The organism is Delftia sp. RIT313, assembly GCF_000632165.1.
GTDB lineage: Bacteria > Pseudomonadota > Gammaproteobacteria > Burkholderiales > Burkholderiaceae_C > Comamonas > Comamonas acidovorans.
This window is the reverse complement of record NZ_JFYT01000046.1, coordinates 1-24,340: the sequence shown is the minus strand read 5'-3', so window position 1 is coordinate 24,340 and position 24,340 is coordinate 1. Positions and strand designations below refer to the sequence as shown.

Annotated in this window: 18 protein-coding genes; 12 read left to right on the top strand and 6 right to left on the bottom strand. The window is 69.0% G+C overall.

The genetic code is table 11. The annotated features are described in order from the left end of the window. The first annotated feature begins 11 nt into the window (after positions 1-11). The 4 genes from BW39_RS12655 (at position 12) to BW39_RS12640 (ending at position 3,506) form a co-directional block, all read left to right on the top strand. Positions 12-656, top strand: coding sequence for a glutathione S-transferase family protein (locus BW39_RS12655; RefSeq protein WP_043822076.1), 645 nt, complete (start codon positions 12-14; stop codon positions 654-656). Between the two features lie 144 nt (positions 657-800). Continuing rightward, on the top strand, positions 801-2,027 hold the full coding sequence (gene gspF / locus BW39_RS12650; protein WP_016448742.1) for a type II secretion system inner membrane protein GspF: 1,227 nt from the start codon (positions 801-803) through the stop codon (positions 2,025-2,027). A 16-nt stretch (positions 2,028-2,043) separates the two neighbouring features. Further along, the gene (locus BW39_RS12645; RefSeq protein ID WP_043822074.1) at positions 2,044-2,964 is read left to right on the top strand and encodes a 5'-nucleotidase; all 921 of its coding nucleotides are present in this window, start codon (positions 2,044-2,046) and stop codon (positions 2,962-2,964) included. A gap of 62 nt (positions 2,965-3,026) precedes the next feature. Further along, positions 3,027-3,506 (top strand): EF-hand domain-containing protein, encoded by a 480-nt coding sequence (locus BW39_RS12640; protein ID WP_043822071.1) that lies wholly within the window; start codon positions 3,027-3,029, stop codon positions 3,504-3,506. A 24-nt stretch (positions 3,507-3,530) separates the two neighbouring features. Here BW39_RS12640 and BW39_RS12635 read toward each other — a convergent pair whose 3' ends face one another. The 3 genes from BW39_RS12635 to BW39_RS12625 all read right to left on the bottom strand — a co-directional run bounded on the left by BW39_RS12635 (position 3,531) and on the right by BW39_RS12625 (position 6,922). Beyond that, positions 3,531-3,965: a hypothetical protein gene (locus BW39_RS12635; protein WP_012207503.1), complete on the bottom strand. Its 435-nt coding sequence runs from the start codon at positions 3,963-3,965 to the stop codon at positions 3,531-3,533. A 155-nt stretch (positions 3,966-4,120) separates the two neighbouring features. Continuing rightward, positions 4,121-4,624 (bottom strand): cyanophycin metabolism-associated DUF1854 family protein, encoded by a 504-nt coding sequence (locus tag BW39_RS12630; RefSeq protein WP_013800643.1) that lies wholly within the window; start codon positions 4,622-4,624, stop codon positions 4,121-4,123. Positions 4,625-4,627: 3 nt separating this feature from the next. Continuing rightward, positions 4,628-6,922 (bottom strand): cyanophycin metabolism-associated ABC transporter, encoded by a 2,295-nt coding sequence (locus tag BW39_RS12625; RefSeq protein WP_013800642.1) that lies wholly within the window; start codon positions 6,920-6,922, stop codon positions 4,628-4,630. Positions 6,923-7,140: 218 nt separating this feature from the next. Here BW39_RS12625 and BW39_RS12620 point away from each other — a divergent pair, with 218 nt between their 5' ends. The 3 genes from BW39_RS12620 to BW39_RS12610 all read left to right on the top strand — a co-directional run bounded on the left by BW39_RS12620 (position 7,141) and on the right by BW39_RS12610 (position 12,457). Beyond that, positions 7,141-9,333, top strand: coding sequence for a cyanophycin synthetase (locus BW39_RS12620; protein ID WP_043822328.1), 2,193 nt, complete (start codon positions 7,141-7,143; stop codon positions 9,331-9,333). A gap of 66 nt (positions 9,334-9,399) precedes the next feature. Beyond that, positions 9,400-11,973 (top strand): cyanophycin synthetase, encoded by a 2,574-nt coding sequence (gene cphA / locus BW39_RS12615; protein ID WP_043822069.1) that lies wholly within the window; start codon positions 9,400-9,402, stop codon positions 11,971-11,973. Position 11,974: 1 nt separating this feature from the next. Then, on the top strand, positions 11,975-12,457 hold the full coding sequence (locus BW39_RS12610; protein WP_013800639.1) for a CreA family protein: 483 nt from the start codon (positions 11,975-11,977) through the stop codon (positions 12,455-12,457). Positions 12,458-12,463: 6 nt separating this feature from the next. Here the strand turns inward: BW39_RS12610 and BW39_RS12605 are convergent, their stop codons facing one another. Beyond that, positions 12,464-13,369, bottom strand: coding sequence for a LysR family transcriptional regulator (locus tag BW39_RS12605; RefSeq protein WP_043822067.1), 906 nt, complete (start codon positions 13,367-13,369; stop codon positions 12,464-12,466). A gap of 132 nt (positions 13,370-13,501) precedes the next feature. On the opposite strand from BW39_RS12605, the gene BW39_RS12600 reads away from it, so the two are divergent. The 4 genes from BW39_RS12600 (at position 13,502) to BW39_RS12585 (ending at position 17,801) form a co-directional block, all read left to right on the top strand. Continuing rightward, on the top strand, positions 13,502-14,587 hold the full coding sequence (locus tag BW39_RS12600; RefSeq protein ID WP_043822064.1) for a YeiH family protein: 1,086 nt from the start codon (positions 13,502-13,504) through the stop codon (positions 14,585-14,587). 155 nt (positions 14,588-14,742) lie between these two features. Next, the gene (locus BW39_RS12595; RefSeq protein WP_012207511.1) at positions 14,743-15,204 is read left to right on the top strand and encodes a MarR family winged helix-turn-helix transcriptional regulator; all 462 of its coding nucleotides are present in this window, start codon (positions 14,743-14,745) and stop codon (positions 15,202-15,204) included. Beyond that, positions 15,201-17,186 (top strand): FUSC family protein, encoded by a 1,986-nt coding sequence (locus BW39_RS12590; protein ID WP_043822063.1) that lies wholly within the window; start codon positions 15,201-15,203, stop codon positions 17,184-17,186. The genes BW39_RS12595 and BW39_RS12590 overlap by 4 nt, the downstream gene beginning before the upstream one ends. A gap of 81 nt (positions 17,187-17,267) precedes the next feature. After that, positions 17,268-17,801, top strand: coding sequence for a GNAT family N-acetyltransferase (locus tag BW39_RS12585; RefSeq protein WP_043822061.1), 534 nt, complete (start codon positions 17,268-17,270; stop codon positions 17,799-17,801). Between the two features lie 57 nt (positions 17,802-17,858). Here BW39_RS12585 and BW39_RS12580 read toward each other — a convergent pair whose 3' ends face one another. Further along, positions 17,859-19,301: an NAD-dependent succinate-semialdehyde dehydrogenase gene (locus tag BW39_RS12580; protein ID WP_043822060.1), complete on the bottom strand. Its 1,443-nt coding sequence runs from the start codon at positions 19,299-19,301 to the stop codon at positions 17,859-17,861. Between the two features lie 203 nt (positions 19,302-19,504). On the opposite strand from BW39_RS12580, the gene BW39_RS12575 reads away from it, so the two are divergent. Next, a complete protein-coding gene (locus BW39_RS12575; RefSeq protein WP_043822058.1) occupies positions 19,505-21,457 on the top strand; it encodes a trypsin-like serine protease in 1,953 nt (650 codons plus the stop codon). A gap of 82 nt (positions 21,458-21,539) precedes the next feature. Here BW39_RS12575 and BW39_RS12570 read toward each other — a convergent pair. Beyond that, positions 21,540-24,340: Hsp70 family protein (locus tag BW39_RS12570; protein ID WP_043822056.1), on the bottom strand; the 2,801-nt coding region annotated here is incomplete at its 5' end.

Below are 24,340 nucleotides of genomic sequence, written 5' to 3'. Positions count from 1 at the left end.
TGGGAGCCTTCATGAACGACTCGATCAAGCCGCTGCGCTTTTACTTCCACCCCCGCTCGCGCGCCGTCATCGCGCGCTGGATGCTGGAGGAATGCGGCGCCCGCTATGAGCCCGTGCGGTTGGAATACGGCAGCACCATGAAGGCTGCCGACTACCTGGCCATCAATCCCATGGGCAAGGTCCCCGCGCTGGTGCACGGCGAGACCGTGATCACCGAACAGGCCGCCATCCTTGCCTATCTGGCCGACATCTTCCCCGAACGAAGGCTCGCGCCGGCCGTGGACAGCCCGCTGCGCGGCGTCTACCACCGCTGGATGTTCTTCCTGGCCGGCCCCGTCGACGCCTTGATAACTGCCAAGAGCCAGGGCCACCTGGAGCAGCAGACGGCCGACCAGGCCATGTCCGCCGGCTATGGCCGCTATGACGACGTGGTGCAGACGCTGCGCCAGGCCGTGGCCGGCAGGCGCTACCTGTGCGGCGACCAGTTCACCGCCGCCGACGTGCTCATGGCCAGCTACCTGCGCTGGGGCACGATGATGAAGCTGCTGCCCGCGCTGCCCGAGTTCAGCGACTACGGCCAGCCGCTGATGGAACGCCCGGCCTCGCTGCGCTCCATCCAGCTCAACGAAGCGGACCTCGCGGCCCAGCCGGCATAAGGGCCAGGCAGGGGCTGCCGCCGACCGCGGCGGCGGCCTCGCCATCCAGCCGTCACCGGCAGCGGCTACCATCGGGGGTTGGATCGCCGCCTGGCGTTTCCTGAACGCCATCCCTTCCCCAGCCCTTCCCGACTCCCGCCGCGCATGCCTGCCTTTTCCTTCGAAGCCCTGGATGCACAAGGTCAGACCCGCAAGGGCACGATCGAAGCCGACAACGCGCGTGCCGCGCGCAGCCAGCTGCGGGCCCAGGCCCTGGTGCCCATGGCCGTGGAGATCGTGGCCTCGGGTTCCGCGTCCGGCCCGCAGGGCGGCGCCTCGCGCTGGCTGACCCGCCCCGTCCTTGGCTCCACGGGGCTGACCGTTTGGACGCGCCAGATGGCGGGGCTGGTCGGATCAGGCCTGCCCATAGAGCGCGCACTGGCCGCGCTGTCCGAAGAAGCCGACGACCCGCGCCAGCACCACCTCGTGGCCGCGCTGCGCGCCGAGGTCAACGCAGGCTCCACCTTTGCCCGCGCCCTGGCCCAGCATCCGCGCGAGTTCTCCGACATCTACTGCGCCGTGATCGGCGCCGGCGAGGCCAGCGGCAGCCTGGGCCCGGTGCTGGAGCGGCTGGCCGACGATCTGGAATCGCGCCAGGCCCTGCAGTCCAAGCTCATTGGCGCAGCCCTGTACCCGGCCATCGTGACCCTGGTGGCCATCGTCATCGTGCTGTTCCTGGTCAGCTACGTGGTGCCCCAGGTGGCCAGCGTGTTCGCCGGCACCAAGCGCGCCCTGCCCTGGCTTACCGTGGCCATGCTGGCGCTCAGCGACTTCGTGCGCAGCTATGGCTGGGCCGCGCTGATCGCCCTGGTGCTGGGCGCCGTGGGATTCCGGCTGTCCATGAAGAACCCCGTGCTGCGCGAGCGCTTCGACGCCTGGTGGCTGCGCCTGCCGCTGATCGGCCGGCTGGCGCGCAACTACAATGCGGCACGCTTTGCCGGCACGCTGGCCATGCTGGCGGGCGCAGGCGTGCCCATTCTCAAGGCCTTGCAGGCCGCAGCCGAAACGCTGGGCAACCGCGCGCTGCGTGCCGACGCCATGGACGCGCTGGCCCTGGTGCGCGAGGGCGCGCCGCTGGCCTCGGCCCTGGCGCAGAAAAAGCGCTTCCCGGGCCTGATCTCCATGTTTGCCCGCCTGGGCGAGCAGACCGGCCAGCTGCCCGTGATGCTGCAGCGCGCGGCCAACCAGCTGTCCACCGAGGTGCAGCGCCGCGCCATGCACCTGGCCACCATCCTGGAGCCGCTGCTGATCGTGGCCATGGGCATGGTCGTGGCCCTGATCGTGCTGGCCGTGCTCATGCCCATCATCCAGCTCAACCAGTTCGTCAAATAGCGAAAAGCGCCAAGCCATGTCCGTGACCCTGCAAGACAAGCTGGTCGTCGCCATCTCCTCGCGGGCGCTGTTCGACTTCGAGGAGGAGAACCGGCTGTTCGACGCCGGTGACGAGCAGGCCTACATGCGCCGCCAGCTGGACCTGGTGCACCAGCCCGCACGCCCGGGCATCGCCTTCCCGCTGGTGCGCAAGCTGCTGGCCTTCAATACGCCCGAGGTGCAGCGCGTGGAGGTGATGATGCTCTCGCGCAACGACCCGGCCAGCGGCATGCGGGTCTTTGCCTCTGCCAAGGCGGCCGACATGCACATAGAGCGCGGCGTGTTCACGCGCGGGCGCGATCCGTTTTCCTACCTGCGGCCGCTGGGCGCCCACCTGTTTCTCTCGGCCAACGAGGTCGATGTGCGCAGGGCGCTGTCCATCGGCTTTCCTGCCGCACGCGTGATGGTCGATTCCACGCCGGCAGGCGACCGCTATCCGCAGGAGGTGCGCATCGCCTTCGACGGCGATGCCGTGCTGTTCTCCGACGAGGCCGAACGCGTCTACCAGCAAGGCGGGCTGCCGGCCTTTCTGCGCCACGAGGTCTCCCATGCCGCCACGCCGCTGGCGGAAGGGCCGTTCAAGCCGCTGCTGGTGGCGCTGCACCGGCTGCAGCAGCAGGCGGACTCGTCCCAGACCATGCGCATTCGCACGGCCCTGGTGACGGCGCGCAGCGCACCGGCGCACGAGCGCGCCATCCGCACGCTGCTGGAATGGGGCATTGCGGTGGACGAGGCCATGTTCCTCGGTGGCCTGGAAAAGGGCCCGTTCCTGCGCGAGTTCGAGCCGGACTTCTTCTTCGACGACCAGACCGGCCACGTCAACTCGGCCGCGCGCCATGTGCCGGCAGGCCATGTGAGCAGCGGCATCTCCAATCCGGACGCCGATCCGCCGAAGTAAACAATTGCAAAGGGCGGGCCGGCCGTGCTTGCAAATGCCGGTTCCGTGCCCAAATAAAGCCCATGCATTTTCCCGTCATGAACCGCTCTGCCCTGCTGCGCCGGCCACCGCTGCTGCAGGCCGCCGTCGTCGTGCTGCTGACCAGCGCCTTCATGCTGCCCGCCGCGCGCGCGCAGGCGGCAGAAAACGCAGCCACCGAGCAGGCAACGGCCAGCCCGGCGCCGCTGACCAAGGGGGAGATCAAGGCCCAGCGTGAATTCAAGATGCTGGACTTCAACAAGGACGGCAAGCTCAGCCGTGCCGAAGTGGCGCTGTTCCCGCGCCTGTCGGCGGCCTTCGACGAGGCCGACACCGACAAGGACGGCTACGTCTCCTATGCGGAAGTGCAGGCCTTTGCCGTCAAGTACCGCGCCGAACGCGACAAGGCAAAGGCCAAGGCGCAGGCCGAAGAGGCAAAGGCCGCCGAGCGTGCGGCAGCCGAGCATGCTGCAGCCGCACCCGCCGCCAGGGACAAGAAGGAAGGCGAAGGCTCAAAGGACTGAGCCTTCTTGCCGCGCCCCTGACACTCAAAGACCGCCGGTACGCTTGACCTTGGGTTCCGAATAGGTCAACGGTTCGTCGCGCACCTGCATCTTGTTGCGGGCCACATCGTCGGCCTTGCTGACCTCCTGGGCCTGCTCCACCGCCATGGCGCTGGCACGCCACATGGACTGGATGAACTCGATGAGCTGCTTGGAGATCGGCTCCTTGGGCGGCTCCTCGACCTCTTCCTTCTGCTTGATCTCTTCGGCCAGCGTCCAGTCGCGGTTTTCCTGGTCCACCACGGACGGCTTTTCAGGATCGCGCACCACCCGGCCCTCGCCGATGCGGTCCGTGGATTCGACGGCGTTGGTGGCGTTCACAGGACGCACGGGCACCGCGCCCGACGCACCGGTGGAGTACAGATCGGCGCTTTGCGGGCGCCACGGTATGGGTGATCGGTCAACAGGTGGAATTGGCATGGCTCGACCCTCTTGCTGGATGTGTGCTGTGGGCGGGAATTTCCCGCCGTCGCCTCATCATCGACAGAAGCTGAAAGAACTGAAGCGCTTTTTTTGCAAGACGCTTCGGCCTGCCTCAAACCAAGGGTAAACCCCTTATTCACCCCGACCAGGCGCTAGAGGAAGCGCTCCAGCAGCTTGCGCGAGGTGCGGTCCAGCGCCGTGCTGTCGGGCACGCTGAACTGCACGCCGTCCTGGCTGGTGATCATCAGATGCGTGCGGCCCGACAGGCGCCGGATGTCCTCCTCGGCCTTGAGCACGAGCTGCACGGGGCCCCGGTCGGTCTCCAGGTCCCAGGTGCTGGGCGTGGAAAAGCCGGACACCTTGTGGATGCGCTGGATGACGGGCACGAACTCGCGCACGGCCAGGTCTTCCTCGATCAGCGTGCGGGCCTGCGCCGGCAGGTGGTCCATGTGGTCCACCCACAGCGCCTCCTTGCCATCGACGGAGACCAGGGACAGGCCTTCCAGCGGCGCGGCAATGGGAAAGGCGCGCACGGGCACCACGGATTCGTGGCGCGTGCCGTCGGCCAGGATCAGCACCAGGCGGCCATGGGCGTTGCGCTCCATGCGCACACCGCTCAAATCGGCGCCGGCAGCGGAATGTTGGGCGTTGGACATGGCTTATTCCTCGATGGTGGTTGCGGCCAGGGTCAGGCCTGCGGCCTGGGCATCCTCTTCGGCGCGCCGCGCCTGGGCCTGGTACAGGCGCCAGTAGGCGCCCTGCTTTTCCATCAGCTCGTCGTGCGGACCCACTTCCACGATCTCGCCCCGGTCCATGACCACGAGGCGGTCGGCCTTGCGCAGCGTGGACAGGCGGTGGGCAATGGCAATCGTCGTGCGGCCCTGCACCAGGTTGTCCAGCGCCTTCTGGATTTCCTTCTCGGTCTCGGTGTCCACGGCCGAGGTGGCCTCGTCCAGGATCAGGATGCGCGGGTCGATCAGCAGTGCGCGCGCAATGGAGATGCGCTGGCGCTCGCCGCCCGACAGGCCCTGGCCGCGCTCGCCCACCAGGGAGTCGTAGCCATGCGGCAGGCGCAGGATGAATTCATGGGCGTGGGCAGCACGGGCCGCCGCCACGATTTCCTCGCGCGTGGCATCGGGCTTGCCGTAGGCGATGTTCTCGGCAATGGTGCCGAAGAACAGGAAGGGCTCCTGCAGCACCAGACCGATGTTGCTGCGGAAGTCCGAGACCTTGAGCCTGCGGATGTCCACGCCGTCGAGCTGGATGGAGCCCTCGCTCACGTCATAGAAACGGCTGATCAGGTTGACCAGGGTGCTCTTGCCCGAGCCGCTGTGGCCGACCAGACCGATCATTTCACCCGGACGAATCTGCAGGTCCAGGTTCTTGATCACGGCGCGGCTGCCGTAGCGGAAGCTCAGGTTGTCCAGCGTGATGGCGCCCTGCACGCGCGGCAGCTTGACCGGGTTGACCGGGTCGGGCACGTTGCTCACGTGGTCGAGGATGTCGAAGATTCGCTTGGCGCCGGCCGCCGCCTTCTGCGTGACCGAGACGATGCGGCTCATCGAGTCCAGGCGGCTGTAGAAGCGGCCGATGTAGGCGATGAAGGCCGTCAGGATACCGACCGTGATCTGGCCGCCAGCCACCAGCCAGATGCCGAAGCCCCAGACCACCAGCAGGCCGATCTCGGTCAGCAGCGTCACCGTGGGCGTGAACAGCGACCAGGTCTTGTTGACCTTGTCGTTGGCCTGCAGGTTGACCAGGTTGGCCTGGGCGAAGCGGTCGGCCTCGCGCTTTTCCTGGGCGAAGGCCTTGACCACGCGGATGCCGGGGATGGTGTCGGCCAGCACATTGGTCACTTCGGACCAGACGCGGTCGATCTTCTCGAAGCCCGTGCGCAGGCGGTCACGCACCAGATGGATCATCCAGGCGATGAAGGGCAGCGGCACCAGGGTGACCAGGGCCAGCCACGGATTGATGGAGAACAGGATGACCGAGGTCATCACGATCATCAGCACGTCGGTGGCGAAATCCAGTGCATTCAAGGATAGAAACAAATTGATGCGATCTGTTTCCGCCCCGATGCGCGCCATCAGGTCGCCCGTGCGCTTGCTGCCGTAGTAGTCCAGCGACAGCGTCAACAGGTGGTTGTAGGTGGTGGTGCGCAGATCCGAGCCAATGCGCTCGGAGACCTTGGCCAGCACGAAGGTGCGCGCCCAGCCCAGGCCCCAGGCCACCAGCGCCGCCGCAAGCAGCCCGCTCAGGTAGAAGACCACGAGGCTGCTGTCGATCTGCTGCCCGTTCTGGAACGGGATCAGGATCTTGTCCACGATGGGAATCGTCAGGTAAGGCGCCACCAGGGTGGCGCCCGTGGAGGCCAGGGTCAGCAAAAAGCCCAGCAGCAGCTGGTGCCGGTAGGGATGGGCAAAGCGCCACAGGCGCAGCAGCACCCAGGTGGAGGTCTGCGGGCCCTGCTGGCGCGCGCAGGCCGGGCATTCGTCGGCCTCGGGCGGCAGCTCGGCCTGGCAGGCCGGGCAGCGGGGCACGTCGTCCTCGGGCTCGGCGAAGTCCTCGCCGCGTGCCAGGCGCTCGCGCTCGTGGTCGAACTGCTGCAGCAGGCGCAGCACGGCCGCCTGGTGGCGCAGCGTGAAGCGCCACAGCGCCAGCCGCGCCGCAGGGCCGTGCAGTTCGAGGTTGCCCACGCCGCCGTGGTCCAGCGTGCGCAGATTCTGATCAATGGATAGTACCCACTCACTCCACTGCTGATCTGCAGGATCACAGGCGAGGAGCCGCTGGTTGGTCAGCACAACCCAGCCTTCGCCGAAGCGCATATCGAGGGTCAGGTCAACCGGGACGAGGGCCAGCACGTTTTCATTGGAAGCGAGCCTGGCTCGCAGCCCAGCCCCGCGGGGGCTGGCAAGGAAGGCCGAAACGTCCACAGAATGGTGTTCTTGCATGTTGAGTTGTTTTTCCCGCCCCTGGCGGCTCCTGGTGTCATGCGGGCAACCGCAGCTCCCCGGTGGATATCCCGCGCTTTGCACGGCATACCCTGCTCAACGCGCCAACCCTGGTTTAGGCTGACAGCACTGCGCATGGGCTTTCTGAGCGCACAATCCTCTCCCATTCTCCGGCGATCCGCACCCGGGTCGTCGCTCACGCTTACCCGTTGATCGACATGGCGAAATTCAAAGACATCCAACTCTTGCGCACCACCTACCTGCGTGGACCCAGCGTCTGGACCTACCGTCCCGTGCTGGAGGTCTGGCTGGATCTTGGTGAGCTGGAGGACTATCCCTCGAACAAGCTTGACGGTTTCAACGAGCGCCTTACGGCCTGGCTGCCCGACCTGATCGAGCACCACTGCGGCGTGGGCGAGCGCGGCGGCTTCATCCAGCGCCTGGAAGGCGGCACCTGGTGCGGCCATGTGCTGGAGCACATCATCATCGAGCTGCTGAACCTGGCGGGCATGCCGGCCGAGTTCGGCCAGACGCGCGAGATTTCCCAGCGCGGCATCTACCGCATGGTCTTCCGCTGCCCCGAGGAAACCGTGGCGCGCACGGCCCTGGCCTACGGCCACCGGCTGATCATGGCCGCCATCAACGACGAGCCCTTCGACCTGAAGGCCGCCGTCAAGGCCATCAAGACCGAGATCAACGACCGCTACCTGGGCCCGAGCACGGGCTGCATCGTCGATGCCGCCGGCGAGCGCCGCATTCCCCACATCCGCCTCAATGACGGCAACCTCGTGCAGCTCGGCTATGGCGCCGCGCAGCGCCGCATCTGGACCGCCGAGAGCGACCAGACCAGCGCCATTGCCGAAGGCATTGCCCAGGACAAGGACTTCACCAAGCGCCTGCTGGCCGCCTGCGGTGTGCCCGTGCCCGAAGGCCAGATCGTCAACAGCCCCGAGGAAGCCTGGGAAGTGGCGCAGGACATCGGCTTTCCCGTCACCGTCAAGCCCTCGGACGGCAACCACGCGCGTGGCGTGACGCTGGACCTGCGCGACGAGGCCGACATCAAGACCGCCTTTGCGCTGGCCCAGCCCGAAGGCTCCGACGTGATCGTCGAGCGCTTCATCGACGGCACCGAGCACCGCATCCTGGTGGTGGGCGGCAAGGTCGTGGCGGCCTGCCGTGGCGAGACCGTGAGCGTGGCCGGCAACGGCAAGTCCACGCTGCGCGAACTGGTCGCCGTGGTCAACCAGGACCCGCGCCGCGGCCCCGAGCAGGAATACCCGCTGGACTGGATCAACCTCGAAGCCCCGGCCGTGAAGCTGGAACTCAAGCGCCAGAACGTCACGCCCGACACCATTCCCGCCCAGGGCACCAGCGTGCTGCTGCAGCGCAACGGCAACATGGCCATCGACTGCACGGATGAGGTCCACCCCGAAGTGGCCTACATGGCCACGCTGGCCGCCAAGATCGTGGGCCTGGACATCGCGGGCATGGACATGATCCTGCAGGACGTCTCGCGCCCCATGAAGGAGCAGGGCGGCGCCATCCTCGAAGTCAACGCCGGCCCCGGCCTGCTGATGCACCTGAAGCCCACCAGCGGCGCGCCGCGCCCCGTGGGCATGGCCATCGCCGACCACCTGTTCCCGCGCACCGAAGAGGGCACGGGCGCAGGCCGCATCCCCCTGGTGGGCATTGCCGGCACGCGCAACAACGGTTTCACGGCCCGCCTGGTGGGCTGGCTGCTGCAGCTGTCGGGCAAGCTCACGGGCGTGGCCAGCAGCGAGGGCATGTTCCTGTCCAACCGCCAGACCCAGAAGACCAACACCGCCAACTGGGCCGGTGCCCACCGCCTGCTGACCAACCGCCTGGCCCAGGCCGCCGTCATCCAGACCACGGCCCGCTCCATCCTGGAGGAAGGCCTGGCCTACGACCGCTGCCTGGTCGGCGTGGTCACCGACATGGACGGCTTCGAGCAGTTGCCCGACCATGACGTGCACGAGCAGTCGCAGATGACGCGCGTGATGCGCACCCAGATCGACGTGGTGCTGGACGAAGGCGCGGGCGTGCTCAATGCCGACATCGAGCAGGTGGCCGACCTGGCCCGCCTGTGCGACGGCGAGGTGCTGTTCTATTCGATGCAGGCAGACAGCCCCGTGGTCGCGGCCCACCGTTCCGAGAGCGAAGGCCGCGCCGTCTTCGTGCGCGGCAACCAGGTGATCCTGGCCACGGGCGCTGCCGAGCGCATGCTGGGCACGCTGGACGCACTGAGCCTGCCCGGCGGCCTGCGCCCGGACACGCCGGCCCTGCTGGCCGCCATTGCCGCCGCGTGGTCCATGGACATTGCCCCCGACCTCATCGTCGCCGGCATCAAGACCTTCGACTACACGCCGGCCGCCGCAGCCACCGCCGCCTGAGCCCGACCACACGATGACATGCAGGCAGGCCCGGCGACGCGGGCCTGCCCTCCGAAAGAAGACACTATGCAGATCACCCGCATCCGAGCCCTGCGCGGCCCCAATCTCTGGACCCGCAGCACCGCCATCGAAGCCATCGTGCAATGCGAGCCCGGCGAGTGCGACTACTCGGCCCTGCCCGGCTTCGAGGACCGGCTGCGCGCGCGCTTTCCCAAGATCGGCACGCTGCAGCCGCACGGCGCCGACCAGCGCCTGTCGCTGGCCCAGGTGCTGGAAGTCGCGGCCCTGTCGCTGCAGGCCCAGGCCGGCTGCCCGGTGACCTTCAGCCGCACGCATGAAACCGTGGAGACCGGCACCTACCAGGTGGTGGTGGAGTACACCGAAGAGGCCGTCGGCCGCCTGGCCATGGAACAGGCCGGCGAGCTGCTGCAGTCGGCCCTGGCCGACACGCCCTTCGACGCCGACAAGGTGGTGGCCCAGCTGCGCGAACTCGACGAGGACGAGCGCATCGGCCCCTCCACCGGCTCCATCGTCGATGCGGCCGTGGCGCGTGGCATTCCCATCCGCCGCCTGACCTCGGGCTCGCTGGTACAGCTGGGCTGGGGCTCCAAGGCGCGCCGCATCCAGGCCGCCGAGCTGGACCAGACCAGCGCCGTGGCCGAGTCCATCGCCCAGGACAAGGACCTGACCAAGCGCCTGCTGCACGCCGCCGGCGTGCCCGTGCCGCTGGGCCGCCCCGTCAAGGATGTGGAAGAAGCTTGGCTCGTGGCCCAGGAAGTGGGCCTGCCCGTGGTGGTCAAGCCCCAGGACGGCAACCAGGGCAAGGGCGTGGTGGTCAACATCACCACGCACGAGCAGCTCAAGGCCGCCTTCGCCACCGCCTCGGAATTCGGCGACGACATCATGGTCGAGCGCTTCCTGCCCGGCCATGACTTCCGCCTGCTGGTGGTCGGCGGCCAGCTGGTGGCCGCTGCGCGCCGCGAGCCGCCCCAGGTGCTGGGCGACGGCCAGCACACCATCCGCGAGCTGGTGGACATCGTCAACCAGGACCCGCGCCGCGGCTCGGGCCACGGCACGGCGCTGACCAAGATCCGCCTGGACGACATCGCCATCGCGCGCATCGCCACCGAAGGGCTCACGCCCGAATCCGTGCCGGCCCAGGGCCAGCGCGTGGTGCTGCGCAACAACGCCAACCTGTCCACCGGCGGCAGCGCCACCGATGTGACGGACGACGTGCACCCCGACATCGCCGCGCGCGCCGTGGAGGCCGCCCAGACCATCGGCCTGCACATCTGTGGCGTGGACGTGGTCTGCGAGACCATGCTGCGCCCGCTGGAAGAGCAAAACGGCGGCATCGTCGAAGTCAACGCCGCACCGGGCCTGCGCATGCACCTGGCGCCGTCCTTCGGCAAGCCCCGCAACGTGGGCGTGCCCATGGTCGATGAGCTGTTCGCGCCGGGCCAGGACGGCCGCATCCCGCTGGTGGCCGTCACCGGCACCAATGGCAAGACCACGACCACGCGCCTGATCGCCCACCTGTTCACCTCGCATGGCTGGCGCACGGCCATGACGAACACGGACGGCGTCTACGTCAACGGCCGCCAGATCGACAGCGGCGACTGCTCGGGCCCGCGCAGCGCGCGCAACGCCCTGGCCCACCCCGAGACCGATGCGGCCGTGCTCGAATGCGCACGCGGCGGCATCCTGCGCGAAGGCCTGGGCTTCGACCGCTGCCAGGTGGCCGTGGTCACCAACGTGGGCGCGGGCGACCACCTGGGTCTGAACTACATCACCACGGTGGAAGACGTGGCCGTGCTCAAGCGCGTCATCGTGCAGAACGTGGCCACCGACGGCTATGCCGTGCTCAACGCGGCCGATCCGCTGGTCGCCGCCATGGCCTCCACCTCGCCGGGCAAGGTCATCTATTTCGCGGCCGACCGCCACCACCCCGTGATGGCCACGCACCGTGCCCTGGGCAACCGCGTGGTCTATGTGGACGGCGACAGCATCGTCGCGGCCGAAAGCTCGTGGCGCGAGACCATCGCGCTGCGCGAGATCCCCATCACGCGCAACGGCACCATCAGCTTCCAGGTGGAGAACGTCATGGCCTCCATCGCCGCCGCCTGGGGCGTGGGCATGCCCTGGCAGACCATCCGCCGTGGCCTGGCCGGCTTCGTCAACGACAGCGACAACGCGCCGGGCCGCTTCAACGTCATGGACTACCGTGGCGCCACGCTGATCGCCGACTACGGCCACAACCCCGACGCCATCCGCGCCCTGGTCCAGGCCGTGGACGCCATGCCCGCGCAGCGCCGCAGCGTGGTCATCAGCGGCGCGGGCGACCGCCGCGACCAGGACATCACCGAGCAGACCCAGATCCTGGGCAAGGCCTTCGACGACGTCATCCTCTACCAGGATGCCTGCCAGCGCGGCCGCGCCGACGGTGAAGTCCTGGCCCTGCTGCAGCAAGGCCTGCAAGGCGCACCGCGCACCGACTACGTGACCCAGATCCAGGGTGAGTTCAACGCCATCGACCATGCGCTGGCGCGGCTGACGCCCGGCGACCTGTGCCTGGTGCTGGTGGACCAGGTCGAGGAAGCTCTGGAGCATCTTCGCCGCCATGTGGCGGGTGAGGCCTGACATGAACGGCCGGGCCTTGCTCACGGCCGCTCTGGCCACGCTGCTGCTGGGCGCCTGCGGTGCGCGCGCCGAGCAGGTCGGCGCGGTGGACACGGTGTTCAAGTTCATAGGCCCGGACCACAAGATCGTGGTCGATGCCTATGACGATCCCAAGGTGGCGGGCGTGACCTGCTATGTCTCGCGCGCCAAGACCGGCGGCATCAAGGGCGGCCTGGGCCTGGCCGAGGACCGCGCCGAAGCCTCGATCAGCTGCGTGCAGACCGGCCCCATCCAGATCCCTGCCCCGCTCAAGCAGCAGGACGAGGTGTTCACCGAACGCATCTCGCTGCTGTTCAAGCGCCTGCGCGTGGTGCGCATGGTCGATGCGCAGCGCAACACCCTGGTCTACATGACCTACTCGGACCGCGTGATCGAAGGCTCGCCGCAAAACAGCGTCACCGCCGTGCCCGTGCCGCGCAGCACGCCGATTCCGCTGGGCAAGTAACCCGCCTCAGTCCTGGGCCTGTTGGCGGCAGGCCTGCACAAAGGCCGCCAGCGCCGGCGAGCGGCGCTTGCCCGCCCGCTGCACCAGCGAGAAATCCCGCCACATGCGCGGCAGCGTGGTCGGCAGCACGGCCAGCTCTCCCGAGGCGACCAGGGCCTGCACCAGCACGCGCGACAGGCAGCTGACGCCCAGGCCCTGGGCCACGCAGCGCGCAATCGCCTCCGAACTGCCCAGCGTGGCGGCGGCCGGCAGCTGGTGCAGATGCGGCAGCAAGGCATGCTCCACCATCTCGCGCGTGCCCGAGCCCGGCTCGCGCAGCAGCCAGCGCGCACCGCGCAAGGCGGCCACGCCCAGCGGGCGCTGGCCCGCAGCCTGCACCAGCGGGTCCTGTGCTGCAGCCACGATGACGAGTTCGTCGCGCATCCAGGGCTCGACCTCCAGCCCGGGCCAGTGGCTGGTGCCCTCGATCAGGCCCAGGTCCACGTCCAGCGATTCCACGGCCTGGCCCACCTCGCGCGTGTTGGCGATCTGCAGGTCCACGCTCAGGTGAGGATGGCTGCGCGCCAGGTGCGCGAGCACGGCCGGCAGCGCATAGGTGCCTATGGTGGTGCTGGCTGCCACGCGCAGACGCACGGGCAGGCTGGCGGCCCGCACCGAAAACGCCTGCTCTATGCCCCTGGCCTGCTCCAGCAGCGCCAGTGCCTCGGGCAGCAGGGCGCGGCCCGCGTCGTTGAGCGCCAGCCGCCGGCCCACGCGCTCGAACAGCTGGGCGCCCATGGCCTGCTCCAGCTGCTGCAGCGCGGCGCTGGTGGCCGACTGCGACAGGGCCACGGCGTCGGCCGCGGCCACGGTGGAGCCCGCCTGGGCGACGGCGCAGAAGATTTCAAGTTGGCGCAGGGTGAGGTGCAGCATGGCGTGCAGTCTGAACGAGCCATCAACCTGTTTCCCCGGTTGGTGCTACAAAAACTATTCGTTATACGAATATAGCCAAGAAATCTAAAGTGCCTCCCATGCACCGCGCTCCTGACGCGGCGCGCAGGCACCATGAACACCACATCCCTCCCACGCTCCTCCCATCCGTCCGGCTGGCTGCGTCAGTTGACCGAGCTTGCGCCCGGCCTGCTGCTGGCCGGCGCCATTGCCGCAGCCGCCACCTGGGGCGCACGCCAGCCCCTGCTGGCCGGCTCGGGCCTGAGTGCACTGACGCTGGCCATCTGCATCGGCCTGGTCATCGGCAACACCGTCTATCCGCGCCTGGCGCCCAGTTGCCATGCCGGCGTGGGCCTGGCCAAGCAGCGCCTGCTGCGCGCGGGCATCGTGCTCTACGGCCTGCGACTGACCTTCCAGGACATAGGCCATGTGGGCATGGCCGGCGTGGTGGTCGATGCCCTGGTGCTGGGCAGCACCTTCTTGCTGGCGCAGTGGCTGGGCCGCCGCGTCTTCGGGCTGGATGCGCGCACCACGGTGCTGATCGGCGCGGGCAGCTCCATCTGCGGCGCCGCTGCCGTGCTGGCCACCGAACCCGTGATCAAGGGCCGCGCCGAAGACGTGGCCGTGGCCGTGGCCACCGTGGTGGTCTTCGGCACCGTGGGCACCTTCCTCTATCCCGCGCTGTTCCACTGGAACGCCGCCCACGGCTGGCTGGACATGTCGCCTGCGCAGTACGGCCTGTACGTGGGCTCCACCGTGCACGAGGTGGCCCAGGTCGTGGCCGCCGGCGAAGCCATTGCGCCCGAAGCTGCGGACGTGGCCGTGATCTCAAAGATGGTGCGCGTGATGATGCTGGCCCCCTTCCTGCTGCTGCTGTCCATGGCGGTGGCGCGCGGCAACCGCAGCAGCCAGGTGAGCGACGGCAAGCCGCGCCGCATCACCATTCCCTGGTTCGCGCTGGGCTTCGTCGCCATGGCCGGCGTGAACTCGCTGGGTGTGCTGCCTGCCGCCGTGGTGCAGGTGGGCGTGCAGCTGGACAACGCCCTGCTGGCCGTGGCCATGGCGGCCCTGGGCCTGACCACCCATGTCCGCGCCGTGCGTGCCGCAGGCACGAAGCCCCTGCTGCTGGCCGCCTTGCTGTTCGCATGGCTTCTGGTGACGGGCCTGCTCTTCAACCGCTGGGTGCCCGGCCTGCTTTGAAGCCGTCCGCATCCATCGACCGGCCCTGCAAAGCATCGTCTTGCAGGGCCTTTTTCATGGACTGCCCGCCCCTGAACAAGGGAATACCCTTGAATCAAATGCAGACACAATTAATTTGCAATGCAAATTAATTGCATTGCAAAGATAATCGAGGCATGTCCTTTGCCTCTGCCCCTCCCCGCGCCCGCCTCGGCTTTCTCATGGTCACCCTGGTACGCCAGTGGCGCCGCCAGGTCGAGGAGCAACTGCTGGCCGACGGCCTGACCGATGCCACCTGGGCACCGCTGATCCACCTGCGCGCCTGGGGCGACGGCGTCACGCAAAAGGAACTGGCCGAGCGCGTGGGACTGGACGGCTCCAGCCTGGTGCGCCTGCTCGACATTCTGGAAGGCCACGGCTGGGTGGAACGCCGCGCCGACCCCGGCGACCGGCGCAGCAAGCGCATCTTCCTGACGGACGAAGGCAACGGCGCCGTGGACCGCGTGCGCGCCACCATGCTGCAGGCCGAGCTGGCCATGCTGCAGGACCTGGACGATGCCGAGGTCGAGGCCATGCTGGCCGGCATGGCCAAGATCCAGGCGCGCATGGCCGCGCTGCGCACTGAAGGCGCGCCATGAGCGCCCTCCACGATGCCTATGGCCGCCTGCTGCAGGCCTCGGTCCGCTGGGGCTTCGACCCCGTGCGCCTGCGCCAGCATCTGCGCACGGCCTTTGCAGCCTGCCTGGCGCTGCTGGCCGCCTGGCAGCTGGGGCTGGAGCATCCGCAGTGGGCTGCCATGGCCACCTGGGCCGCATCCCAGCCGCTGCGCGGGCAACTGCTCGAAAAAAGCTTTTTCCGGGTCGCAGGCACCGTGGCCGGCACGGCCGTGGGCGTGGGCCTGGTGCTGCTGGCCCAGGGAAACCTGCTGTGGCTGGTGCTGGGCCTGGCCGTGTGGCTGGGCCTGTGCGCGGGCGTGGGCAATCTGCAGCGCAGCTTCGTGGCCTACGGCACCATGCTGTCCGGCTATTCGGCGGCCATGGTCGCGCTGCTGGACTTTGCCCACCCCGACCAGGTCTTCGCCCTGGGCTGGGACCGGCTGTTCACGGCGCTGACCGGCGTATTCGCAGCCCTGCTCGTGGGCTGGCTGTTCACGCCCAAGGGCAGCGGCATTCCCGGCAATGCCGAGGTGCGCCAGCTGTTCGCGCAACTGCTGCGCGACCTGGCCGACAGCCTGCAGGCGCGCGGCCGTTCGTCCCTGGGCTCGCAGGAGATCGCTGCCCGCCTGCTGGCCATGGCGGTGATCGAGGAGGGGCTGGACCCGCACGCCGCCGGTTCGCAGCGCTCGCGCGAGGCCGTGCACGCGCTGCGCCGGCTCATGAATGCCCAGATCTCGGCCCTGCTGTGGCTGCGCGATGCACCATCACAGGAGCCGCCTGCGGCCTTTGGCGAGGCGCAGGCCCTGGCTGCAGCGCAGGCGCTGCGCGAAGCCGCCCTGGCGCTGGAGACCCGCGTGCAATTGCACGAGGCCGCGGCGGCCCTGGTGCGCGCACGCGAGGCCGCCGTGGCCTGGCCCGGCGCAGCCGACATGCTGGCCCCGATGGGCTTTGCGCTGCAGGCCCACCTGGCCGCCACCCATGACGTGGCCCTGCCGCCCGGCCACCGCGCCCGCCAATGGCCCGTGGTGCTGCACAGCGACTGGCTGGGCGCGCGCCGCGCCATGCTGCGTGCCAGCGCGGCCATCGCCATCGTGGGCCTGCTGTGGGTGGTGACGGGCTGGAGCGGCGGCGCCTACATGCTGCTGGGCATGTCCATCATGCTGACCGTGTTCTCGGGCTTCGAGAACCCGTCGGCCACCATGCGCCATGTGACCCTGGGCCAGGCCATGGGCATGCTGGTGGCCCTGGCCTGCCAGTGGCTGGTCTGGCCGTTCGCCAGCAGCCAGGCGGGCCTGGTGTGGCTGATGCTGCCCTTTGTCTACGTGGGCGCACTGCTGTTCTCGCACCAGCGCACCGCGCTCTCGGGCTATGACTGCAACATGGTGCTGCTGCTCCTGCTGCAGCCCCACTACCCGCAGACGGCCAGCTTCGGCCATGCGCTGGCCCTGGGGCTGGCCGTGGTGTCCGGGCCGCTGGCCGGCTGGGCGGCCTACCGCTTCATCCTGCCGGTCACGCTGCAGGGCCGGCTGCAAAGCCTGCGCTCCATGATGGTCCACGAGCTGCAGGACATGGCCGCCACGCCGGGCCATGCGCGCGATGGCCGCATTTGGCGCGCCCGCCTGTACCACCGGCTGCTGCGCCTGGTGCGCATGTCGGAGCAGGCCGGAGGGCAGCTGGGTGCGCAGGCAGCGGAGTGCGGCCTGGCCGCCCTGCATGTGGGCCGCGCCATCCAGGCGCTGCATCAGCTGTCCGGGGAAGCGGCCCTGGGCGACGGCACCGCCCGCGCCGTGCGCGCCGCGCTGCTGCGCCTGCAGCGGCTGCAGCAGGCGCCCGGCCAGTGCCCGCCGCTTTTGCGCGCGCTGGCGCAGCGCGTGGCCGAACGCCATCCCGACCAGGCCCGCCAGCTGCGCCATGCCGCGCACGAGATCGCGCAGCACGAAGCCTTCTTCCGCAACGCCGGCTGAAGCACGGACCCATGCCAGAATGGCCAGCCCAGGCCGGCAGCGCCCCACGCCCTCTGTCCCCCTGTTGCAAGGAAAGCATCCATGTCGTGGAGCGACACCACCATCACCTCACAGCGCCTGGCGCTGCGCCCCTTCACTGCCGCCGATGCCGATGAGGCCTTTGCCTGCATCACGCCCACGCTGACGCGCTACCTGTCCTTCGAGCCGGCGTCGACGCCTGCCGAGTTCGAGGCTGTCTGGCGCGGATGGCTGCAGGAGATCGCGGCCGGCACGGACTTCAACTTCACGCTGCGCGAGCGCACGTCAGGCCGATTCACCGGCCTGCTGGGCCTGCACCGCGCGCGCGATGCCGAGCCCGAACTCGGCATCTGGATACGCGAGGACATGCATGGCCAGGGCTACGGCCGCGAAGCCGTGGCCGCGCTGGCAGCATGGGCCCGAGCGACCTTTGCGCCACAGTCCTTGCGCTATCCGGTGGCCGAGCCCAATACCGCCAGCCGGCGCATTGCCCAGGGGCTGGGTGGCGTGGAGGTTGAGCGCCAGAGCCTTTCAAAGTACGTGCTCGTCGTCTACCGCATACCAGGGGTCGCAACGTCGAGCGTTGCCGCCCCATGAAAACAAAGGCCGTCCCACGCGAGTGGGACGGCCTTGTCCATGGGGCAGATGCCTGTCTTACACCGCCGCGATCGACACGGCCTTGGCGACCAGGTAGGCCTCCAGCGCCTCGGGGCCGCCCTCGGAGCCATAGCCCGAATCCTTGACGCCGCCGAACGGCATCTCGGCCGAGGCCACGGCCGGCTGGTTGATCCACAGCATGCCGGTCTCGACCTGCTGGGCCAGCTGGTGTGCCGTCTTGATGGAGCGCGTGAACGCATAGGCCGCCAGGCCGTAGGACAGGCGGTTGGCCTCGGCAATGGCCTCGCCCAGATCGTCAAAGCCGCGGATGGCGGCCACGGGGCCGAAGGGCTCCTGGTTGAAGATCTCGGCGCTCAGCGGCACGTCGCCCAGCACCGTGGGAGCGAAGAAGTTGCCCGCGCCGCCCAGCGAGGCACCGCCCGTGAGCAGCTTGGCGCCCTGCTTTTGCGCATCCTCGATCAGATGGGACAAGGCCGTGACGCGGCGCGGATTGGCCAGCGGGCCCATCTGCGTGCCCTGTGCCAGGCCATCGCCGACCTTGAGGGCTTCGGCATGGGCGACCATGGCGCGCGTGAATTCCTCGCGCACGCTGTTGTGCACCAGAAAGCGCGTGGGCGAGATGCAGACCTGGCCCGCGTTGCGGAACTTGGACGCGCCTGCGGCCTTCACGGCCAGGGCCACGTCGGCATCCTCGGCCACGATGACTGGCGCGTGGCCGCCCAGCTCCATGGTCGAGCGCTTCATGTGCTGGCCTGCCAGCGCCGCCAGCTGCTTGCCCACTGCGGTGGAGCCGGTGAACGTGACCTTGCGGATCACGGCATGGGCGATCAGGTAGGAGGAAATCTGCGCCGGATCACCGAACACCAGGCCCACCACGCCGGCCGGCACGCCGGCATCGACAAAGCACTTGAACAGGGCTGCGGGCGCAGCCGGCGTTTCCTCGGGCGCCTTGCACAGGAAGGAGCAGCCCGTGGCCAGCGCCGCGCCGATCTTGCGCACGATCTGGTTGACGGGGAAGTTCCAGGGCGTGAAGGCAGCCACGGGGCCCACGGGCTCCTTGATCACCAGCTGCTGCACCTCGGGGCGGCGCGAGGGCACGATGCGGCCATACACGCGCAGCGCCTCGTCGGCAAACCATTCGATGATGCCCACGCCGGCCAGGATTTCGCCCTTGGCCTCGGCCACGGGCTTGCCCTGCTCCTGCGTCAGGAGCGCGGCGATCTCGTCGGCGCGCTCCTTGAGCAGGGCGGCGGCACGGCGCATGGCGGCGCCGCGCTCATGGGCGGAGACATTGCGCCAGACCTCGAAACCGCGCTGCGCTGCGGCCAGCGCACGGTCCAGGTCGGCCACGTCGGCATGGGCCACATGGCCGATGACTTCGCCGCTGGCCGGGTTGCGCACGGGAATCTTCCTGCCGCTGGCGGCGTTCTGCCATTGGCCGTCGATCAGGAGTTGGGTGTCGGAGTAGGAATGGCTCATGCTGGATCAGATCCTTGGTAGATGACAGGGGGCAGATGTGTGGGGCAGGCACGGCGCTCGCAGTGTCCGCACCCGGCTGCCGCTGCAGCGCAGCGACCATTCTAGGAAGCGCCGGACGGCGGTGCCGTCACCGGGCTGTCACGCACACAACACCTAAAATGCCCGGGTTTCGCAATATCCACCAATCCGTTGAGAGGGAGCCCATGACCGATCTTTTCGACACCACTGCGCGCAGGGGTTTGCGCAGCGTCGCGCTGGCGCTCGCCCTGGCAGGCAGCCTGGGACTGGCATGGGGGCAGGAGGGCGCCGCCGATGTGCCTCAGTTCATCCCTCGCATGAGCGTGGACTCGCGCGTCCAGCCGCAGGATACGCCTCGGGAGTTCCTGGCTTCACGCAGCATGGCTTCCCGTGCAGCCGTCACCCCCATGCCGCTGCGCGTGGAACTGGGCACCTGGAAGGATGTGCGAGCCGCCTCGGCCGCTGTGGGCGGCGCCCTGCAGGTGGGCGCACAGCGCCCCAGCAGCCAGACCGCCACCACCCAGGCCCTGGGCGGACAACTGCAATGGCAGACCTCGGCCGACGGCGGGCTGATTGCCGCAGTCAGCGTGCGCTCCGAAGGTGCCTACGGCATTCGCCTGGGTGTGGAAATCGAGCAGTTGCCCGGCAGCGCCCTGCTGCGCATCTATGCGCAGGGCGACCGCGCCGGTGCCTATGAAATTTCGGGCCAGCGCGTGTTGCAACTGCTGCAGGCCAACAAGGACGCAGGCGATTCCAGCGCCGATGGCCGCACCTGGTGGACGCCCGACAGCGGCGGCGACGAGGTCACCCTGGAGATCGACCTGCCGCCCGGCACGCCCGCCGATGCGCTGCGACTGGCCATTCCGCGCGTCATGCACGTGTACGAGAACCTGTCGCTGCCGCTGGAGGGCGAGAACGTGTTCTCGGCCCAGCTCAACGAGTCCCTGTCATGCCACCTGGACTCCACCTGCTATGACGCCTACAGCGCGCAACGCAACGCCGTGGCGCGCATGTTCTATGTCCAGAACGGCCAGGGCTATGTGTGCTCGGGCACGCTGATCAACGACAAGGCAGGCTCCGGCACGCCCTACTTCATCACGGCCAACCATTGCATCAGCACCCAGACCGTGGCCTCCACGCTGGAGACTTCGTGGTTCTATCGCACGCCCTCGTGCGGCAGCCGCACGCTGTCGTCGGCCTCGCGCACGCTGCGCAACGGCGCCACCCTGCTGTACGCCACAGCCACCTATGACGGCAGCTTGCTTCGGCTCAACGAAGCCGCCCCTGCAGGCGCCGTCTTTGCCGGCTGGTCCACCCAGGCCCTGACCAGTGGCGCCAAGGTGGTAGGCATACACCACCCGCGTGGCGACCTGCAGAAGATCAGCTTCGGCACCTATGACCGCTCCTTGGCCTGCGAACCCTCCAGCGATGCCACCATGACCTGCCGGTACCGCGATGGCGGCTACCTCAGCGTGAATTGGGACCAGGGGCTGACACAGCCGGGCAGCAGCGGCTCTGGCCTGTTCCTGAATGGCCTGCTGGTCGGCACGCTCTATGGAGGCGACGACCAGACCTGCTCGCGCACAGGTGGCAACTCGATCTATGGGCGCTTTGATCTGCTCTTCCCCAATGTGCAGAAGTGGCTTGCTGCAGACACGGGCACGGGCGGCGTCGACACCGGCACAGGACAGGCCCGCACGGCCATCTACCGCTTCTTCAACCGCCAGACCGGCGCTCACTTCTATACCGCCAGCGCTTTCGAGCGCGACTATGTGGTGGCAACCTACCCGGCCTTCCAGTACGAGAACGTGGCCTTCTATGCGTCCACCCAGCCTCAGCAGGGCCTGGACCCGGTCTTCCGTTTCTTCAACACGGCCTCCGGCGCACACTTCTTCACCATCAGCCAGCCTGAACGTGACTACGTGATCGCAACCTACCCCAGCTTCAAGAGCGAGGGCACGTCCTGGTACGCACAGACGGCTGCCGGCAATGGCACCGTGCCCATGTTCCGCTTCTTCAACCTGCAGACAGGCGCGCATTTCTACACCGTCAACGCGGCCGAACGTGATTTCGTGATCGCCAGCTATCCCGTTTTCAAGTACGAAGGTGTCGCCTACTACGTCTGGAACTCGCAGTAAGCACAGCGCACTGCACTTGCTGCAGTGCCTCCCCAAGAAGAAGGCCCCGCACTGCGGGGCCTTCTTCTTGGGGCAACAGCCCTCACCCCACCAGCACCAGCCCAGGCGGCAGGCTATCCCCAAAGCTGCGCTTCGCATCCTGGGCGTCCATCTGCTGGACCTGTTCCACCAGGTCGATCCAGCGCTGTGGTGCACCGGCGCCGCGCAACCGCTCCAGCACCAGGGCGCGCTGGGCATCGGACAGGTCCAGCGCACGGTCGCCCGTCATGCGGGCCATCTGAACGGCGGCGAATATGGCGGTTTCATTGCGGCGCCAGTCCTGGGCCAGGGTGGCGTCCAGGAACTCCTGCGCGGCCTCGGGCGGCATGACGCGGTGGGCGTTGGCCGCCAGCGGCATGCGCGCGGCCAGCCGGCCTATGGCCCACCAGGTCTGCACGGATTCACCAGGGTGCTTCAGCCGCTGCAGCATCCACTGGCCCATTTCCTGGCGGTACTGCCAGGGCACGGCCTCCATGGCGGCGAACAGGCGCAGCATGTCGTCGTAGCTGCCATGGGCGGACTTGCCCTGGCTGCGCTGCGTGGACTGCTGCACGGCCTTTTGCATGTGGCCGGCAACCTCTTCCAGCAGCTCCATCTGCCGGGCCTCATCCAGGCCCGCGGCCACGCGGCGCCAGAAGACCCACCATTCGGTGCGGTTGGCCGCCTCGCCGCCATGGCCCAGGCCCTGGTCATGCAGTTGCCAGACCTGCTGCATGCGCCAGCCGTCCAGCTCGGCGCCCACGCCGGGGCGCAGGCACCAGCCTGCCAGGTTCAGCCAGACGCGCTCGTGCTCGGCCGTGCGGCGGCGGCGCCTGGCGCGGGCCAGCAGGGCGTCGAACAGTGCGCGCAGCAGCGGCAGGTCCCAGTCCTCGCGCGGGCCCAGCCGTCGCTCCAGCGACTGGCGCAACTGGCGGACCTCCTTGGCCGTCACCTCCTGCGCCTGGCTGCCGAAGATGCGCTCGATCAGGGCCACGGCGTCGGCCAGCCGGCCCTGCCGGGCAGAACGATCGCCGGTGTCCTGCGCATCTGCGGCCAGCGCACCGCGCACGCTGAACGGCAGCAGCCACTGGCGCTGCGCATCGTCGACGGCCACGCAGCGCACCTCCAGCGTGCCGACCTCGGTCATGCAGGCCTGCAGTTGCACCTCGACCTGGGCCTTGTCCCTGCCCTCGGGCGCAGGCAGCACGGTGGACAGGGCGGGCAGCTCGACCCAGCCCTCGCCGTCGAGCGCCGCGATGCGGCCGGCCTGCGCAGGCGCGGCGGCCAGGCTGTTGGCCACCAGGGAAAAGCGCACGGCCTGGCCCAGGCGCAGCCCAAAGCGCCGGCCGGAGAGCACGATGCGCACGCCCTCTTCCGTGCCGCGCGGCAGCAGGCAGATGCCTTGTGGTGCGGCACCCGCCTTCTCGGGCAGGACCAGCCAGTAGCTGCGCGGCGAGCCACCACCGATGCGCGGTACCGGGGCGGGCACAGTCCGGGCATCTTCCGATTCCGGCAGATCCTCAGACGGACGGCTCTGGACATGCATGGCCAGGCCATGCGCCGCCGCGCCGCGTGCCACGGCCCAGTCGGGATGCGGGTTGTGCAGCAGGCGCAGCGGCTGGCCGCGCCAGGCCTGCAGTTGCGCCACCAGCCGCTGGGCCAGCGCATGGGCGTGGAAGACGCCACCATTGAGCAGGACCGCATCGGGCAACTCCCCAGCCGCGTGCTGCGCGAGGAACTGCGCCAGGTGCCGCGTGATCGCCGCATCGGCAGGATATGGGAGTCCCAGGCCGCGCAAAGCGCCCTGGCGCCGGGTGGGCAGATCCTGCAGGCCGGCCAGCGGCATGAAGCCTTCGACCACGGCCTCGCGCACCTCGTCGCGGCGCAGCGTGGCCGTGCGCGTCTGCGCCAGCAGCTTCGATCCGCCGCCCAGCAGGGTCACGGCCACGGACTCGGGCGCCTCGCTGGCCAGCAACTGTTCCTTGGCCATGCGGCAGCGCTGCACCAGTTGGGCGAAGCGTGCGGCGGGCAGGCGCTCGCCGGGCGGGGCGAACTGCGGCTCCAGCCGATGGGCCAGCGCCAGGTCCATGTTGTCGCCGCCCAGCATCAGGTGCTCGCCCACGGCCGTGCGTGTCAGCACGGGCAGGCCTTCAGCTTCAGCGGGCTGCACGCGGATCAGGGTCAGGTCGGTGGTGCCGCCGCCCACATCCACCACCAGCACCAGGCGGCAGTGCGCCAGCTCGGCCGCCAGGCGTTCGCCCTGCAGCACCAGCCAGTCGTGGAAGGCGGCCTTGGGTTCCTCCAGCAATTGCACCGCAGGCAGGCCGGCCAGCTGCGCGGCCTCCAGCGTGAGTGCGCGCGCGCCTTCGTCGAATGAGGCCGGTACGGTCAGCACGACCAGCTGGTCCCGCAGCGGCGCGCCGGGGTGCGTGCGGTCCCAGGCCTGCCGGACATGGTCCAGGTAGCTGGACGAGGCCTGCAGCGGAGACAGCCGGGCCACCTCTTCGGGCGCGCCCCAGGGCAGGATGGCCGCCGTGCGGTCCACGCCCGCGTGCGACAGCCAGCTTTTGGCGCTGGCCACCAGGCGCGACGGCACGGCCGCGCCCAGGTCACGCGCCCAGCGGCCGTTGACGGCGGGCGCTTGCGCATCCGCGCCCAGAGCAGTCCAAGGCTGCTGCCAGGCATCGCCCAGTTCGCCGGGCGCCGCCTGGTAGCGCGCCGAGGGCAGCAGCACCTGGGCCGCGACCTCGCTGGCCGAGACACGCTGCGCCACGGGCAGCAAGGCGATGTCGGCCGCCGTACCGCCCACGGGCACATGCGCCACCACGGTGTGGCTGGTGCCCAGGTCGATGCCCACGATGTGGG